The sequence below is a fragment of the Peptococcaceae bacterium 1198_IL3148 genome, assembly GCA_036763105.1.
In the GTDB taxonomy this organism is placed as follows: Bacteria; Bacillota; Desulfotomaculia; order Desulfotomaculales; family Desulfohalotomaculaceae; genus JBAIYS01.
In genome coordinates this window covers 21,807-38,321 of record JBAIYS010000006.1, presented here as the reverse complement: position 1 = coordinate 38,321, position 16,515 = coordinate 21,807, and the positions used below count along the sequence as shown (strand labels likewise).

Annotated in this window: 17 protein-coding genes; 10 read left to right on the top strand and 7 right to left on the bottom strand. The window is 42.4% G+C overall.

What is annotated here, in order from left to right; translation table 11 throughout:
- Positions 1-88: 88 nt before the first annotated feature.
- Positions 89-229, bottom strand: coding sequence for a hypothetical protein (locus V6C27_07275; protein ID MEG6616225.1), 141 nt, complete (start codon positions 227-229; stop codon positions 89-91).
- A 45-nt stretch (positions 230-274) separates the two neighbouring features.
- Complete coding sequence (locus V6C27_07270; GenBank protein ID MEG6616224.1) at positions 275-1,180, bottom strand: EamA family transporter; 906 nt, start codon at positions 1,178-1,180, stop codon at positions 275-277.
- A gap of 104 nt (positions 1,181-1,284) precedes the next feature.
- On the opposite strand from V6C27_07270, the gene V6C27_07265 reads away from it, so the two are divergent.
- From V6C27_07265 to V6C27_07220, 10 genes are all read left to right on the top strand, one after another.
- Positions 1,285-1,746: a DUF523 domain-containing protein gene (locus V6C27_07265; GenBank protein MEG6616223.1), complete on the top strand. Its 462-nt coding sequence runs from the start codon at positions 1,285-1,287 to the stop codon at positions 1,744-1,746.
- Positions 1,747-1,785: 39 nt separating this feature from the next.
- Complete coding sequence (locus V6C27_07260; protein ID MEG6616222.1) at positions 1,786-1,965, top strand: hypothetical protein; 180 nt, start codon at positions 1,786-1,788, stop codon at positions 1,963-1,965.
- A 91-nt stretch (positions 1,966-2,056) separates the two neighbouring features.
- The gene (locus tag V6C27_07255; GenBank protein MEG6616221.1) at positions 2,057-2,968 is read left to right on the top strand and encodes a complex I NDUFA9 subunit family protein; all 912 of its coding nucleotides are present in this window, start codon (positions 2,057-2,059) and stop codon (positions 2,966-2,968) included.
- A gap of 107 nt (positions 2,969-3,075) precedes the next feature.
- A complete protein-coding gene (locus tag V6C27_07250; GenBank protein ID MEG6616220.1) occupies positions 3,076-3,603 on the top strand; it encodes a sigma-70 family RNA polymerase sigma factor in 528 nt (175 codons plus the stop codon).
- A gap of 12 nt (positions 3,604-3,615) precedes the next feature.
- A complete protein-coding gene (locus tag V6C27_07245; protein MEG6616219.1) occupies positions 3,616-4,992 on the top strand; it encodes a hypothetical protein in 1,377 nt (458 codons plus the stop codon).
- Between the two features lie 2 nt (positions 4,993-4,994).
- Positions 4,995-7,265, top strand: a complete 2,271-nt coding sequence (locus V6C27_07240; GenBank protein ID MEG6616218.1) for a hypothetical protein — start codon at positions 4,995-4,997, stop codon at positions 7,263-7,265.
- The gene (locus V6C27_07235) at positions 7,262-8,191 is read left to right on the top strand and encodes an ABC transporter ATP-binding protein (protein ID MEG6616217.1); all 930 of its coding nucleotides are present in this window, start codon (positions 7,262-7,264) and stop codon (positions 8,189-8,191) included. Before V6C27_07240 ends, V6C27_07235 begins: the two co-directional genes overlap by 4 nt.
- Positions 8,188-9,036 carry an ABC transporter permease gene (locus V6C27_07230; protein ID MEG6616216.1) on the top strand — a complete coding sequence of 283 codons (849 nt, stop codon included), beginning with the start codon at positions 8,188-8,190 and terminating at the stop codon, positions 9,034-9,036. The genes V6C27_07235 and V6C27_07230 overlap by 4 nt, the downstream gene beginning before the upstream one ends.
- 148 nt (positions 9,037-9,184) lie before the next feature.
- Complete coding sequence (locus V6C27_07225) at positions 9,185-10,000, top strand: DEAD/DEAH box helicase (GenBank protein ID MEG6616215.1); 816 nt, start codon at positions 9,185-9,187, stop codon at positions 9,998-10,000.
- A 22-nt stretch (positions 10,001-10,022) separates the two neighbouring features.
- A complete protein-coding gene (locus V6C27_07220) occupies positions 10,023-11,582 on the top strand; it encodes a helicase-related protein (GenBank protein MEG6616214.1) in 1,560 nt (519 codons plus the stop codon).
- A gap of 52 nt (positions 11,583-11,634) precedes the next feature.
- Here the strand turns inward: V6C27_07220 and V6C27_07215 are convergent, their stop codons facing one another.
- The 5 genes from V6C27_07215 to V6C27_07195 form a co-directional block, all read right to left on the bottom strand.
- Positions 11,635-12,468, bottom strand: a complete 834-nt coding sequence (locus V6C27_07215; GenBank protein ID MEG6616213.1) for an MBL fold metallo-hydrolase — start codon at positions 12,466-12,468, stop codon at positions 11,635-11,637.
- Positions 12,469-12,714: 246 nt separating this feature from the next.
- Complete coding sequence (locus V6C27_07210; GenBank protein ID MEG6616212.1) at positions 12,715-13,146, bottom strand: hypothetical protein; 432 nt, start codon at positions 13,144-13,146, stop codon at positions 12,715-12,717.
- Positions 13,147-13,722: 576 nt separating this feature from the next.
- Complete coding sequence (locus V6C27_07205) at positions 13,723-15,006, bottom strand: IS110 family transposase (GenBank protein MEG6616211.1); 1,284 nt, start codon at positions 15,004-15,006, stop codon at positions 13,723-13,725.
- Positions 15,007-15,137: 131 nt separating this feature from the next.
- A complete protein-coding gene (locus tag V6C27_07200) occupies positions 15,138-15,422 on the bottom strand; it encodes a PDGLE domain-containing protein (protein MEG6616210.1) in 285 nt (94 codons plus the stop codon).
- A complete protein-coding gene (locus tag V6C27_07195) occupies positions 15,409-16,050 on the bottom strand; it encodes an energy-coupling factor ABC transporter permease (protein ID MEG6616209.1) in 642 nt (213 codons plus the stop codon). Before V6C27_07195 ends, V6C27_07200 begins: the two co-directional genes overlap by 14 nt.
- Positions 16,051-16,515 lie beyond the last annotated feature (465 nt).

Sequence of the window (16,515 nt, the reverse complement as noted above, 5' to 3'; positions counted from 1 at the left end):
TCACATAGATTGAGCAGGTGCTTACCTGCACCTGCTCAATTTGCTAATTCAAAATTCCTAATTCATAATTTAAGGCACAGCCCGCTAGTTATCTCATTCCGGCCATGATGTAATAGCCAAGGTAACCGACCACAATGACCCCTATGACGTGTACCAACCAAAAGCCAGCGTTGGGATATGCCCAAGTGGTCCCCGCCAATGGACTGGCGTGTTCTGTTTTGTCAGCCATATTCAGACCCCCTACTAAATTTTAAATATAGTTTACCCCAGTGATTTAGATTGATGTATTTTTAGTCTGATTAAGGCTTCTTCTACCCATTGGTAACTGAATTAAAATCACACTGCCAATTACCAAAAGAATGCCCAATAATTGAATGGCATTAATTTGTTCATGAAAAATAAAGGCGGCTAAAATTACTGCAACCACCGGTTCCATGGTGGCAATGATAGACGCTTTGCTGGTTTCTACAAATTGTAGTCCGGTGGTATATAAGGTATAGGCTGCCACCGTAGGAATGAGCGCAATTAACCATAAAAATGTTGCAATGGTAACGTCATTAAATATATAAAGTGATTGCCAAGGCTTGCCATACAGTGACAAAAACAAGCTACCAAAGGCGAAAGAATAAAATGTGATGGTCCAGGGGGAACAAGTAACCAATGCTTTTTTACTAAAAATGCTATATAATCCGTAGGTAAGGCCCGCCCCTAAACCGGCAACGATGCCAATTGAATTTAGTTTTAGATTATTTAAATCATAGGCTTGGGAAACCAGCGCACAGCCAATGAGCGTTAATACCAGGGCCACTGTTTTTTGTGTTGTTACTTTTTCATTAAAGATAAAGCGGGATATGATAGTGACAAATATTGGAGCGGTATAGAGTAATATTACCGCTGTGACAATGGAAGTCATATCGATGGCACTATTATAGGCCAGGTTAAACAGGCACACCGAAACCAAGCCGATGCATACCAACAAAGGCAAATCCTGTTTTTTAACCTTAAAATCATGGCGGCGAAATAGCAGTAGGTAACCACCAAATATTAATGTGGTTAAAAGAACCCGATAATTTGCCACCGTTACCGGTGACAAACCATGGTTAAATAAAACGGTGCTAATTGCCCCCAGGGTACCCCAACAGGATGCCCCCAGGGCCACTAGTAAATAACCTTTTTTCATTAATTAGCCTCCAACATATCTTTTTAAAGTAATCTTAGCCTTCAATCGGGTTCTTTGTCCAGTATTATAAAATTATTATTTAGGAGATGTGCAAAATGAGTGATATGATCATTGTCAGTGCCTGCTTGGCTGGCCAGAATTGCAAGTATACCGGTGGTAATAACTTAGAACTGCATATTGTCAGACTGGTGGAACAAGGTAAAGCAATACCGGTTTGTCCAGAAGTGTTGGGCGGTTTACCAACCCCAAGGCCGGCCTGCGAAATCAGCGGTGGCAATGGTCACGATGTGTTGGCAGGACGGGCCAAAGTATTTAATTTAGATGGTAAAGATGTGACCGCAGAATTTGTTGCTGGTGCTAAAATAATATTAGAAAAGGCAATAAAACAGCACGGTGTTAAGGTGGCCATACTAAAAGAGCGCAGTCCATCCTGTGGAGTTAACATCATTTATGACGGCACTTTTAATAGTGTGCGCAAACCCGGTCAAGGGGTATTGGCGGCCTTGCTGTCCCAGTATGGGGTAAAACTGTACTCGGAAGAAGACCACTGGGAATTATTAAAGTAATCCATAGTTGGAGGAATTATTTTGATTTATCTCTGTTTTTTGCTGATAATGTTAGGGGCAGCCGTTTTTACAGCATCCTTTATTGGGGTGGTCTATCATTTGGTCAGTATTGGGCGCATCACCAAAGAAGAATTAATTAACAACCGATTAATAAAGTTTGGCATCGGTGGATTGTGTTTAATTTTATTTGGTCAGGTAATCATCTGGCTGGCATTGTGATAAGGATAGAAATAATTTTCACATTCGCTGAATAAATTACCCCTATTATAGATGGTAAAATAGTTATATAATGGTTTGGGGTGGTGATAACATGATTTTAGTGACTGGTGCCACTGGCTACCTTGGACGATATGTGGTTAAAGATTTGCTTGAATCTGGGCAACAGGTGCGCTGTCTGGTACGCAATGCCAAGGAGATTAACATTCCGGGGGCTGAGTTGGTTCAGGGAGATATCACCGACCCTGTTTCACTGGCGGTTGCTTGCACAGGAGTAGACAGTATAATCCATCTTGTTGCCATTATTAGAGAAAACAAGCACATGAGCTTTGAAGCCATTAATATTGACGGCACCAAAAACTTACTTGAAGCGGCTAAAACCAGTGGTGTGCAACATTTTATATATATGAGTGTTTTAGGAGCCAGCACAAACCCTAAATATAAATACACCTATTCAAAGGGGGTTGCTGAAGTAGAGGTGGTTAACAGTGGTATAAATTATACCATTCTTAGACCATCGGTAATATTTGGCCCGGGGTTTGGCTTTGTGGATCGATTGTTACAATCGTTGCGCATGACCCCCACCATTGTGGTTGTACCAGGGGATGGAAACACTAAATTTCAACCGATTTCAGTTAAAGATGTGGCCAAATGCGTAGAAACAGTGATCCAAAAGCCGGAGCAATATATCAATCGAATAATTGATATCGGTGGGCCTGAGCATCTTACTTATGAACAAATGTTAGATACTGTTATGGAAATAACCAACATTAAAAAAGCGAAACTACATCTACCCATACCGTTGGTGCGGGTGGCAGTGGGTTTAATGCAACGTTTTATGGCTGATCCGCCTGTGACGCCGGTGGAATTGGCTCAATTGGATGTAGACAATAAAACCAGTGTCAATGCGATAAAGAAGCACTTTGGATTTATTCCCACCAAATTTGCCGAGGGAGTGGCATATATACAATATAAGGTAAAGGAACCAAAAGAGGACTCAGAATAAAGAGCCCTCTTTTGTTGTTTGAAAATATTTCCCTGACAATGGTTACAAAGCGGTGGTTAATTTCGTCTATAAAACAGAGTGTCAATACACCGGAGGTTTGTATAAAGATGCAGTTTGTAGAGAATCGCCCGCATCCAGATACTGAACTGGATTTTGAAGAACTATATAATTTAAACTTTTCCAAAATCAACCGTTACCTGCGCTATCGCATAACCAATACTTGGGATGCAGATGATTTGACAACTTTGGTATTCATGAAAGCACTGGATAAATTTCATACCTATCGCGGTCAAAGTTCCTTTTCGTCTTGGTTGTTTCGGATTGCTCACAATGTTTATGTTGACTATGTGCGAGGTTATCGGGAGTTAACGGTGATAGATGACCTGTTGCAACAACAACCAGCTATGGAGGGCAATCCTGAGGAGCAGTTATTGGTCAATGAAGAACTGGACGAATTGCGAGCCATGTTAAATCAATTAACTCCAGATTATCGCGATGTAATGGCGCTGCGGTATGCCGGTGAATTGAGATTTGGACAAATTGCAGAGGTGCTGGGTAAAACCGAGGCCGCTGTGAGGATGACCCATCACCGGGCTATAAAATCTCTGCGCCAACAAATGCAGCCAAAAGGTTAGGGGAGAGGACATATGAAGGAAAAGAATGGCCAACGGCAGAATGATCATAAAATACTGTCCCTTGATCAGTATCGGCATCATTTTGCTGAAGATAACAGTGGTGCAGACGAAAAGTCGGTACACCAACTTTTGCAGCACATGCGTAGAATGCGTGAAGCGGTGCCTGTAAACTATCAACTACAGGAAGAACTTAGAAAAAAGTTATTAGCAAAACAGAGGAATGTACCTAAGCCGGAATTGCCGGTGCCCAAGGTCAGCAACAGTGGATCAATGCTTAAGGGGCGTTGGATTGCTTTACTAATAGTGCTACTGATGGTGGTGGTATTTTTAATTGTCAACAAGTCCCAGCATTACAGCTTGCAATCCGTGGGAATGCCTAAAGAGGTTGTGACATTGTGGAATGCAGACAGCAATTTGTCCTTTGCTGTGGTGCCAAATGAAGGTGTGCTAATTGCCCGCCATGGCCAACTCTTACTGTCCGATAGCTCCGTTGGCCAGTATCGAGTATTGGATGCGGCCAACAGTTGGTTGTACAATTACCCTGCAGTGAGTCCCAATGGTGACAAAGTGGCCTTAGTGAGACAACGGCAGGGGGCTGTTCCACAAATTGTAGCTATATCAATGTCGGAGCTAAAAAACGTTAACCAGGAGTTAGATGCCAATGGTTTTACCGTGCTAAGGTCTGCCAACCACCAGCAACAGTTTGCAGATTTAGCTTGGTCCCCGGATGGATCCCAATTGGCCTATACAGTGATAAACAAGCAAGGTAAAACCGAAGTGTGGGTGCTGGAGGGCCAAGACAATCGATTTTTAGCCAAAGGGATTAAGCCCACATGGTCACCGGATGGTACAGAGCTTGTAATACAGCGACAGATCAATGAAAACAAAACTGTGTTGGTGTTAATTGATGTTAAAACCGGTACCGAGAAATTCCTTGGCGAAGGTGAACAACCGATATGGGGAAGTAATGGTTACCTAGCCTTTGTTAGCACCAGTCAGCAGGAAAGGGTATTGACCTTTATGCCTGACGGCACGCCACAGTTTACCATACGGCAGCGGGTAGGAGAGATCCGATCGATTTTTGCCGGAAGCAACGGGCAAAGATTGCTGGAACAATTGGACCACGATAAAAACTGGTTGGCACTGAGTACTTTATTGGTGAGTCCGGACAAAGGAACTGGCGATAGAGAAATTGACTGGTTGCGGCAGATGGAACTACAGGGTGTTAGGGAACCGCGGGTGTTAATGTTAGACGAGGTAGAAAAATGCCATAATCCAGCCTTTGGCATGGAAGGTAAAATGCTTTTCTATGCTCGCCAAGACCAGGGCAAGACAACGATATTGCAGGTTGATATTGAAGAACGTCCTATTGATCGAGGAGTGAAATAATGATGAATTGTCGTAGGTTTCTAACTGCCTTTATTGCTCTGCTGATAATAATTTTACCTAATATTGCCTTGGCGGATACAGTTTTAACGGTAACACCGGGCTTAAATGGGTTGTATAAAACTGATCAACCAGTGCAATTGAACATCAGTATTGCCAATAACGGCGCAGCTGTGGAAAATGCGGTGTTGATGGTAAAGCAAAATAGAGAATCTTTAGGTTATACCCCGGCGGGTAGTGCCGTTTACCAGAAAACCGTTGATCTACCGGCCAATCAGCGGGTAGAAACCCAAATAGTTATCCCCGGTGAAATGGCAAACAACAATGCGCTGGTTTACCTGTATGCTAACGATACCGAGCTGGCTCGCGCCAAAGTTCAGGGGGTGGCGGTCAATGACTTTATCGGCCTTAGTGTCGGTGAGACGCCTTTGGCCAATGGATTGCCAATCTGGCTGGAAACCAATATGAAAAATATGCTGACGTTAAAATATATGGCCCCCACAGAGGTGCCCGACAATCCCATTGCCCTAGGTGCCGCTGATTTTATTGTGATGGATGATCAAAGTATCGGAGCGTTATCCTCCCAGCAACTAACAACCATTCATCACTGGGTTACGTTAGGGGGAACGCTGCTACTTTCTGGCGGTGCCGGTGCGGCAGAGGGTCAGGCCTTTGCGGACATCAGTCCGGTTCTGGTAACTGGTAATAAAAATATTACCGGCAATTGGAATGGTCTTAGGACGGCAACAAATGCCGTTGCCGTGACCACAGGTACCTTTGTGGATGGCGAAAAATTACTGACAGTGGACGGTACCACGCTGGTTGCTCGTCGAACCATTGGCAGGGGAGACGTGGTTTATAGTGCCGTAGGACTAGAAAATTTGCAGGCTAAAGATAACAAAGTGTGGGAAGCGTTGCTAAAAATGCATGATGCTCCCATCATGGCAGCTAAGCATGGTAATGACCGAGATATTAATATCTCGCTTTTAGACGCCAGTGCCAACTTTCCTCAGTTGCATCCACCCTCAATAACCTATTTGGTGGGGATATGGGGATTGTATATGGTGCTGGTGGCACCGGGGTTGTATTTGTTGTTAAAAAAATACAACCGACGGGATTGGGCTTGGCTAGGAGTGCCGATGCTGGCAGTATTAACAGCAGCAGTCATTTACTACTCAGCCCCGATGCATAAACTTAATGGGCCGTTAGGACAGACCTTGGCAATGGTCGAGGTGGTTGACGAACAGGTGGCCGAAATTAAAGCAGATGGTTCTTATGTTTCACCCAAGGGTGGTGAACTGATGTTGGCCGACACTGACCAAGGGTTAATTACACCGCGCGTGAGATATAACGGTGATAATTGGGGCCAATTGCCAATTATTGATTATAGCAATCAACAAATTGGAGTAAATTACGGTAAGGTTGGCTATTTGTCATTGCGCCAGGCTTCGTTGTATAAAGTTGTCAATGATTTTGGTTATATAAAAGGTGAAGTTAAACTGGAAGGGAGCAAAATAACCGGTCAACTGATCAACCAAACCAACATAGATATTGAAAAGTGTATCCTGATTTTTGGTGACAACGTTGTGGAGCTGGGCGAACTGCCAACCAACGGCAGTATTAATGTGGATGAAGATGTGATGACCGCTAAGCGGTTCAACTGGGAGACCGATCTGCAAGACTGGTTTGGAACCAACACCGAGGCCCTTTACCAAATTCGTGATGCAGTGGCCACAAAGGAATATGTTGTTGAAACAGAAGCGGATAAAGGGATACAGTTGGTTGCTTTAGCAAAACAGGTTCCCGGCCTAATGCAATTAAAGAATGCTGATGCTGAAAACATTAGCACTGCCATGATAAAACAACAAATACCGTTGGTATTGCCTGATAGTGGAAAATTCCGTTTGCCAGCAGGGTTTATACCGGCCAACATTGTGGAGAGTAATGGTGGCTTAGAGCAAACCCCAGAGGGCTACATGATTCACGGTGGTCATGTAACAGTGGAATTTAATCTGCAATTGCCAGTACAACAGCAAGTGGAAGTGCAGGCAGTGGAGATATCAAATTTGCTGGTGGCATCTAATTATCAATTGAGCATATTTGATTGGACAAATGCCAGCTGGGTGCCCATTGAACCAAACCGAGGTCGATTGGCGGGGAATGATTTAAAACCATACATTTCGGAACAAAACCGCTTGCGAATTAATATTGAAAAATCGGATTATTATGATGTGATGCCGTTACCGGGTCTGGCAGTGGAAGGGGTGGTGAAATGATTGAAATAAAAGGTTTAACCAAGAGTTTTGGCAAAACCCAAGCTCTTAAAAGCCTAGACTTAACCATCCCCCCTGGTCAGGTTTATGGCTTAATAGGGCCAAACGGTGCCGGCAAAACAACGGCCATGAGTATAATAGCGACACTTTTGCCAGCGGACAGTGGTGTTGCCATGGTTAATGGTTTTGATGTGACCACCGAACCCCAAAATGTCCGACGGCAAATTGGCTATATGCCCGATTTTTTCGGTGTGTATGATGGTTTAACAGCTAAAGAGTATTTAAGTTTTTTTGCCACCGCTTATCATATACCGGCGGCAAAACAAGACCAGTTAATTTTAGATTTACTGGAGTTGGTTAATCTTCCGGAGAAATCCGATGCCTATGTGGATAATTTATCCCGTGGTATGAAACAGCGGCTGGCGTTGGCCAGATGCTTGATTCATGACCCGCAGGTGCTGATTTTGGATGAACCGGCATCGGGCTTGGACCCCCGGGCCAGGGCAGAGTTGAAAGAAATTTTGCAGCAATTAAAGCAAATGCATAAAACAGTAATTATTAGCTCTCACATACTGCCTGAGTTGGCGGAAATATGTGATCAGGTGGGGATTTTAGAAAACGGCAGGCTGGTGGCCAGTGGATCGGTGGCAGAAATAACCGCCGGTGGTCAGGGAAGTAAAGTAATTGCCATCGATGCACTGGAGCTTTTAGAAGAGTTGGTTATTTACCTGCAGCAATATCCCGGAGTAAAACAAGTAAATGTTCGCAGTAATCAAGCCAGAATTGTATATCACGGTGATAAAACCGATCAAAGCCAGTTGTTAAAGAACCTGATAGAACAAGGCTTCCCGGTGTTGCAGTTTGCCGAACAACAGGGCAGTTTGGAAGAGGCCTTTATGGCAGTCACCAAGGAGGTGATATCACAATGATCCAGTCTAACCCCGTGTTGGTAAAAGAGTTAAGACAGCGTTTTCGGAGCCTAAAGGGGCCATTGATACTACTCTTATACCTCTTGGTGATTGGTGGCTTTATACTGGGCTTTATATACTTGAACTGGCGTTACCAACCGATGACCTTTGACCCTGATCGCAGTCGGGACATATTTATGACCCTCAGTGTAGCCCAGTTAATTTTGCTAGGTTTTGTTATTCCGGGGCTGACTGCGGGCACCATCAGTGGCGAAAGGGAACGACAGACCCTTAATGTATTGCTAACAACCGAACTCAGTCCCACCGCCATTGTAATTGGCAAAATGCTATCGTCATGTTCCTTTACTTTACTGTTGATAATGGCCACTGCCCCGTTGTACAGTTTGGTATTTATGTTTGGAGGTGTTTCTCCTACTCAATTATTGGGGGTTTTTGGCTTTTACCTGGTGACAATGTTTCTTTTTGCTGCCGTTGGCATGGCCTGTTCTTCATTTTTTAAACGTACTGGCATTAGTACCGTCACCGCTTACGGCATCATTGCTTTTTTAGGGGCAGGAACAGCCTTTTTGGCAGCCTTTATACATGAATTTTTGCGGAAGCCTGAATTGCCTCCACCGGACACAGCTCCTTTTATCGTGCAGTTCTTATTTGATATCAATCCGGTGATTGTGTTGATGCGGATTATGAACGAGGGGGCACCCTTAATGGATGAGGCGGAGTGGTTTTTGCCCTATTGGGGCGTTTATATCGCTTTTTATGTTGGCAGCGGCATTTTGTTGTTGATATGGAGTGGCAGAAGACTTAACCCTTTGAGAAAGGGTAATCAAAATAAACTATTTCGTTAGCGCACCACCCCCCCGCATATATTAAATGCGGGGGGGCTTTTTTTATGGTAAAGGCTTATTTTTTTGCTATATTGCAGGTAAAATAACTAATAATGGATAACATAATGTAAGTGATAAATATTTTTGCAATATCGAGAGGAGGATATTTTTGCCTCGTTGGGAAAATGACAACACAGAAGAAATTAAGAAAGGTAAGAATTTAAAAAGCAAAATTCGCATTAAAAGTTTTTATAAAAAAACTCCTTTGCGCAAAGAGACCCAGCCAGTGGCTCCCGCTGGTCCCTTTCAACTGGATGACTTTCAAGCCGAAGCCATTGAGGCGGTTTTAGCCGGTAGGAATGTGTTGGTGGCCGCCCCCACCGGCACCGGAAAGACCTTAATAGCAGAAAAACTTGCCGAAAAGTTAATGGATGAGGGGATGGGGTTAATATACACATCGCCATTAAAGGCCCTTTCCAATCAAAAATATGCTGATTTCAGAGAAATGTTTGGCGATGAAAGGGTTGGTTTAGTTACCGGTGATGTCACCATTAACGGTGATGCCATGTTGACGGTGATGACCACTGAGATATTTCGCAATAAATGTTTTGAAGATGTGGAACAACTGGCTAACATTGCCTATGTCGTTTTTGATGAAATCCATTACCTAGATGACCCGCACCGCGGCACATCGTGGGAAGAAGCAATATTGTTTGCCCCACCGCATATGAAAATATTAGGTTTGTCCGCCACCGTACCCAATGTGAAGGAGATGGCCACTTGGATTGCCGAAGTGCGCAATGCCGAAGTGCTGGTGGTGGAAGAAAGAAAACGGGCGGTGCCCTTGGAAATTAACTGGGTGACACCGGATAATGAAATAATAAATGAACACGAGGCCAAACGCCAGGTTAAAAAACTCTCTGACAAACGGAAGGAAGAACAGGAAGAGTACAAGGCTAGGAAACGTAATAAATTCTATAATTAACGTAACTAATGGGAGGATATTCATGGCTAAGCCCCGCAGATTTAAAGACCCCGCTGAAATAGTGGAATTAATCCAAGATAAATTGCCAGCCCTTTATTTTGTTTTTGGCCGGGCCAAAACCGAGGAAATGGCATTTGAAGTAGGAAAAGAATGGGACTTTCTCTATCCCGATGAAAAGGAACGGGTGCGGAAAATGATCACTGATGCCGAGGCCGAACATCCCGATATGTTTGTCCATCGAGATCGGGCGATGTTAAAGCGATTACTGATGCAGGGCATCGGTTACCATCATGCTGGACTTTCTCCGGCATTAAAGCGCATTGTGGAGCGTTTATATGAATCAAGGTTAATTTGGGTGTTGTTTTGTACCGAAACCTTTGCAGCCGGAGTTAATTTTCCAGCTTCCAGTGCAGTATTTGAATCCTGTCGCAAGTGGGACGGACGAGAATTTAGACAACTGTTAAATCGAGAATTTTTTCAAATGGCAGGCCGAGCCGGTAGGCGCGGCTTTGATGAGCAGGGACATGTTTATATTCAAATTAGTGCCGAACATCCCGATGAAACCGGATTCTTTAAAGAATCTGAAGTTGAAATGGTGCACGGTCGATTGGCGGTCTCGGCCAACACCGTTTTAAGTTTGTTAATGTGGAAGTCGGATCAAGAAATAGATCATTTTTTAAAAAGCAATTTCTCGGCCTTCCAAAAACGGCGTCGTTTAAAAGATATTAATCGTAAAATTACTAAACTGCACAATAAGCAACAACAACTGCAAGAACATTTTTGTGAGGAACAGCAAAGTACTTCTTGCCCACTGATTCGCAAAAAATTGAAGCGAGAATTACATAAGTTGAAAAGTCGCAAATATAGGCAGATGCCCGGCTCACAATCTAGAATAGCCGAAATTGAAAACACCCTTAGTTTGCTGAAAAAGAAAAAATGTAAAAATGTTCAATGCTTTGATGCCGCCAGAGAAATTAAAGAAATCAACAATCGCTTAGAGCTTTTACATTATAAAAAGAAACAGATGGAGTATGACGCCAAGCAATACACCATAGACTTTCAAAAAATGCGCACACTGCTGCAGCGCTTAGGTTATGTTAAGGAGCGAGAATTACTGCCCCGGGGTAAGTTTGCGTTGCACTTACACGTCCAGGAGATATTTGTAACGGAATTGGTTTTTTCTGGCTTAATAGAGGATTTGCCAGCGGATGAAGTGGCGGGAATTTTGGCTGGTATCGATTATGTTCCCGGTCGCCGAGAATATATTCAAATTCCGCCTTACGATTTTGACGTGGTTAACAAACTGCGGGCAGAATTAATGGAGATGGGTGTACCCCAAGATTATATGGTTTGGTCACCTGTTCCGGGTTATTTAGCCTATGCTTGGTATAACGGCAAAGAGTTTGATCACCTGCTGGATAATTGCAGTTTGCAAGAGGGTGATGTGGTGTCAGTGATTAGGCGAGAGATAGATCTGTTGCGACAGATGGAAAAGGCGGCAGTAGATAATCCGGTACTGCTGGAAAAACTCCGGGGTATCCGCAGGACGTTAGACCGTGATCAGGTTGCAGTGTTATTTTAGACCCACAAGTAATAAGAGGCCTAGGGCCTCTTATTACTTATATTACTTATCTTTATATTACAATTATGTCTCCGGTGGAGTTAAGGACAAACTTATCTCCAAAGGCCTGATAAAAAGCCATTTGGGCTTTAAAACCGGTACAGTGGTTGGCAGCGATTTTTTGGATATTGAATGTTTGCATTGCTTTAATGGTTTTGTCCAGTTTTTCATTGTCTGCCTCAAACAAATGGGTACCGCCAATGACGGCGTAAATGTGATTGCTGTTGGTTAATTCTGTGGCGTATTGCAAGGTATTGATTAATCCGGCATGGGCACATCCGGTAATCACCACCGTACCTTTGCCGGTGGAAATCACTAAGGCTTGATCATCTAACATTGAATCCGGTAAATAATCATTGTTTTTTTCGGTATAGAACAAAGGGTTATTGGTTTCAAAATCCGTCACCCTAGGAATCTCACCAGTAACAATTAAACCGGGTACTAATTCTGTAGGCTTACTGGACAACTTATATCTTGCACCAATATTGGTTAATTCCTGAGCTGAGGCCGGAGCCCCACTATTGCGAAAACCTTCCTTGGGCATCAGTTTGTATTTGGTTTTTAAAGCATCAGGATGGGCAAAAATCTCCTTGGAGCCGATTTTCCGTAGCACACTGTAGAGTCCCCCGGTATGATCATAGTGGCCGTGGCTTAGGACAATGGCATTAACTTCCCGCAAATCGACGTTTATTGCCCGGGAATTGGCAATAACCGATGCCCCCTGTCCGGTATCAAAGAGAACTTTGAAACCCTTATATTCAATAAACAGCGAAAGTCCGTGTTCAGCTAATAATCCACAACGGTGTGAAGCATCTTCACTTAAAGTGGTAATCTTTAATTCCTCCATACCTCCCCCTCCTAGTTATAATGTTATTTCTGTATATCCTTTAAATATCCTGCAAGAAAAAATATAGTTTAAATAAATTTTTTTATTTAACATACAATTATAAATGTTTGTCAAATTGTTTGAACTAAAAAATAATAAAGTAAATTCCATTACATCTATTGCATATATTGCTATGTCTTGTTATAATATGAAGGTCGTTCTTGTAAAATAATTGAGGGCGCATAAATACGCCCTCAAAATCAAATATTATGAAATCATCACATAATCTTCGGCAAATTGCTGTTCATTGGGACTATCGGTGAATTTTAACACGTACGACTTGGTAATAATGGACGGTTCGGAGGATGGGGTGTTGGCCAGGCAGAAAAGCGTAAGTTTGGCAGTTTCAGAAGTGCCCCTTTCAGAGCGGGTAAGGACGAGCCAGTTAAAGGCGCAGATGTTTCTGATGATTAGGGTTTTACCCAGTCCTTTGTATTGGAAGCCTAAATCAAGTAACTTGTAGTTTTCGCTATCGGTGGTCATTAAGGTGACCGCTTTTACAGGTTTAAACTCAACGTCAGTGGATTCGTTGTCTTCAATTGCTAGGTAAACCTTTTTGTCCGAACCAAGAACTTGAATCCACTTTAACCTTGCTTTAAGTTCCTCAATTGCCTCTTCATTTAAGTAGTTACTGTGCATGGCTATCTCCTCCTATACTTTATTAGATTTGTTAATTAGTTTTATTCTATACAGCATGTAAACTTTCCTTTTTATTAAGCTAACTTTTTAACAGAAAATTATTACTTTCACATTATTTTTGCCATTCTTTATAATAAATATTATGATTTTTTTACAAAAGTGTTCATTTTTGCAAAAATGTTTCAAAACCTCCCTCAATAAAATAAGTTTTTCTTGCATTTACTCACTCATTCTTACAATTTCAAGTACATCCAATAACGGCATGCAGGAATGTATTTGAATTAATAACATTTTATGGTAGGTCGGGATATAACCTAACAAAGGGTAAATCCTTTTTACAAATTATGGTTGCACAATGGATCTCCACTTACACCCTTGCGGTTAACCCTCCCACGTCTCACGGGGTCCAACTATTTGGCCCTTACATTCCTTCGTTCTACCTCTCAAGGGGTGGAGGCCAGGGATGCTCCCTTGCTGGGTCATGCCCGTATGGTAAAATTAGTTCCCGGCTTCTCCGTGCTTGATTTGTCTGTTTTAAAATCGTCTTAAAGAGTGTTTTATCTTTTAAATACCTTTTTAAGCAGCTTCCTGTAATTGTGATTGACGAACAACACCTAATACTTGTTCTGCATTATATGCGACTTGATTTTTACCTAAGGTGTATAAAATACGTATAAGTTTTCCACAGAGGGCAACTATAGATTGTTTTTTCTTCAAAGGATTTTCTGCCCTCGTGGTTAGGTATTTGTGGATAGCCTTAAACTCTTGGTTTTTGGCAACCATGACTAACACTGTTTTAAACAAAAGGGCTCTTAGGCGAGGGCGCCCCCGTTTGCTTATGCGTGATTGCCCTTTGTGCTTGCCAGAACTGTTCTCTTTTAAATTTAGACCGGACAGTTTGATTATTTGTTGCCCATGATTATATCGATTTAGGTCCCCTACTTCTGCCAAAAAACCAGCAACCGTAACCAAGCCAACTCCAGGAATAGTCATCATTTCTTTGGCTCCTGGTATTTGTTTGATTAACTCTTGCACTGCTTTCATCAGTGTTTCCATTTGTTTGCACAGAGTATCATATTGTTCAAGTAGCATCTTTATTTCATGACGAGCAAACTCTATCCCTGTGGATAACCCGATAGAGTCCTTGGCAGCCAGCATTAGTTTGTTGGCTCTTTTGATACCAACTGCTCGTTTAATTTCGGTTCGCCACAGCCTCACAATACCTTCTACAGTTGTTTTAACAATGTCTTGGGGCAGTGGGCAAGCACTTAATATCATTAAAGATGCTTTGCCTTCCCAATCTTTAAAAACTCCTGTATACTCTGGAAAATACCTATCTAACCAATTGTGTATTCTACCTTTTACCCTATTAAGATCTTGATTCAAGCGATCTCTTTGAACCATTCCTACCCTCAGTTCTGCATATATACCGGTGGGTAAGTTAGGTTCTGAATATCGCCCGTCTTTTACTAATTGAGCAATTACTCTTGCATCTTTAATATCGTTTTTGGTTGGTGAATTGTCGTCCAATTCTTTACTTTTCTTAACATGCAGGGGATTTACCACTACAACCGCTATGCCTTCTCTGCGTAAAAACTCAGCCATTGGCAACCAGTAGTGACCCGTAGGTTCGATGCCTACAATAGCATCTTCTTTGCTGTGCTCAAGCATTAGGGTTCTAACCCAATGCATCAGTTTGGTTAAGCCTGCTCTTGTATTATCAAACACCAGCCGCTTTCCCAACTCAATTCCTCTAAAATCCTGAGCACGTGCTACGTGTTTTGCTTTAGCAATATCAGCACCGATAATTAAAGTTGCTTCTGTGAGTTGCTCAATTCGTTGTTTTTGTTTATAATTCATTTTGAAGTACCTCCTGTGTGATTAAATTAGGGGTCGGTCGCCTGAACAGCTCGACACCCAGTATATTACAGGAGGTGCTTCTTTTTTTCAAAGGTCATTTTATTTCCTTACAGGAATGCTCCCTATTTTATTTAAAGGGAGGTTTTGCATTTAATGATTTTGGCAAAGCCATAAATTAAAATGTAAACCATAACACAACCTAAAATGCCAGCTAACCCGCCGGCCAGATTAGAATAGGTTATTCCAGGTATACTGTAGTCTTGAAATATAGCAGTGTGATTTTTAGCTGCACCCATAAAGCCCAAATCCTCTGCCACTCTTTCTAAGCCATCGGGAAATGTAGATGCAAAGTTTGATAAAACCCCGGCAACTAATAAAATAATTAATACCGTTAAAAACAATCTAATTCTTGGCATGGCCAATCACCTCGGATTGTAGGTCGGTGTGGGTTGAAAATTTGAAAAAGTAATGTGCCGCCAAGATTGTTATACCGGCTTCCCCAATGCCGATCAGACTATGCCAACCAACCATGGCAGCAAACACGCTTGTTAGTGGGCCGTTGCCAGAGATGGACAGTTCTAATGCCGCCACAGCTGAAACAGCCACCACAGATGTCCAGCAACCAAGGGCCATTGCTACGGTGCGATTTGTTTTGTCATAGGCTATGCAATAAATACTATAACCAACGGCAGTGGCAATTACTGCCATGTTAATAATATTTGCCCCCAGCGCTAACGTGCCCCCATCATGGAAAAACAGACTTTGTACCGCCAATACCATGGTCATTAGTATACCGCCAGCCCAAGGACCGCATATAACTGCAGCTAAAGTGGCACCAATTAAATGGCCGCTGGTGTGGTGACCAATGGAGTAATTAATCATTTGTGCAGCAAAAATAAATGCTGCCACCAGCCCTAGAGTGGTTGGTTGTTGAGCCGCTATTTCTTTGCGAATGTGTTGCCAGCCAAAGACTAACAAGGCTCCGCTGGCTATAGCAGTGGTTGTAGCGGTCACCGGATCTAGGAACCCATTAGGTATATGCAAGATAAATAACCTCCTTCCAATTTAATGTATATTAGTGAACATGTAAAATATTAATTATTACTTCAAAAAACACATAACTCAAAAAATGCTGTTGGCTTTTATTGTATAACAATATATAATAACTCCTGCAGCGAAGATATCGGGACGTGGCGCAGTTTGGCTAGCGCGCTACCTTGGGGTGTATGCAATTTCTGCTTTTTTAACTAGGTTTCTCAAAGCCAATGATACCAAGGGTTTAAGGGCTTAGATACCTTTTAAAAAAGTAGTAGTCAATGGTAGACCCTATATCAGTATATCAAGACCACTTTCTTTTAGTACTGTATAAAAACTAAAAGGAGTGGTTTTTTGTGTTATTAAAATTTGCTTTGCAGGACTTCAACAATGACTGAGAGTTTAAAAACCTATCAAAAAATACGCTAACATCTTACAATTTTACACTTAAAGAATTTCACGAATTCTGTGTAA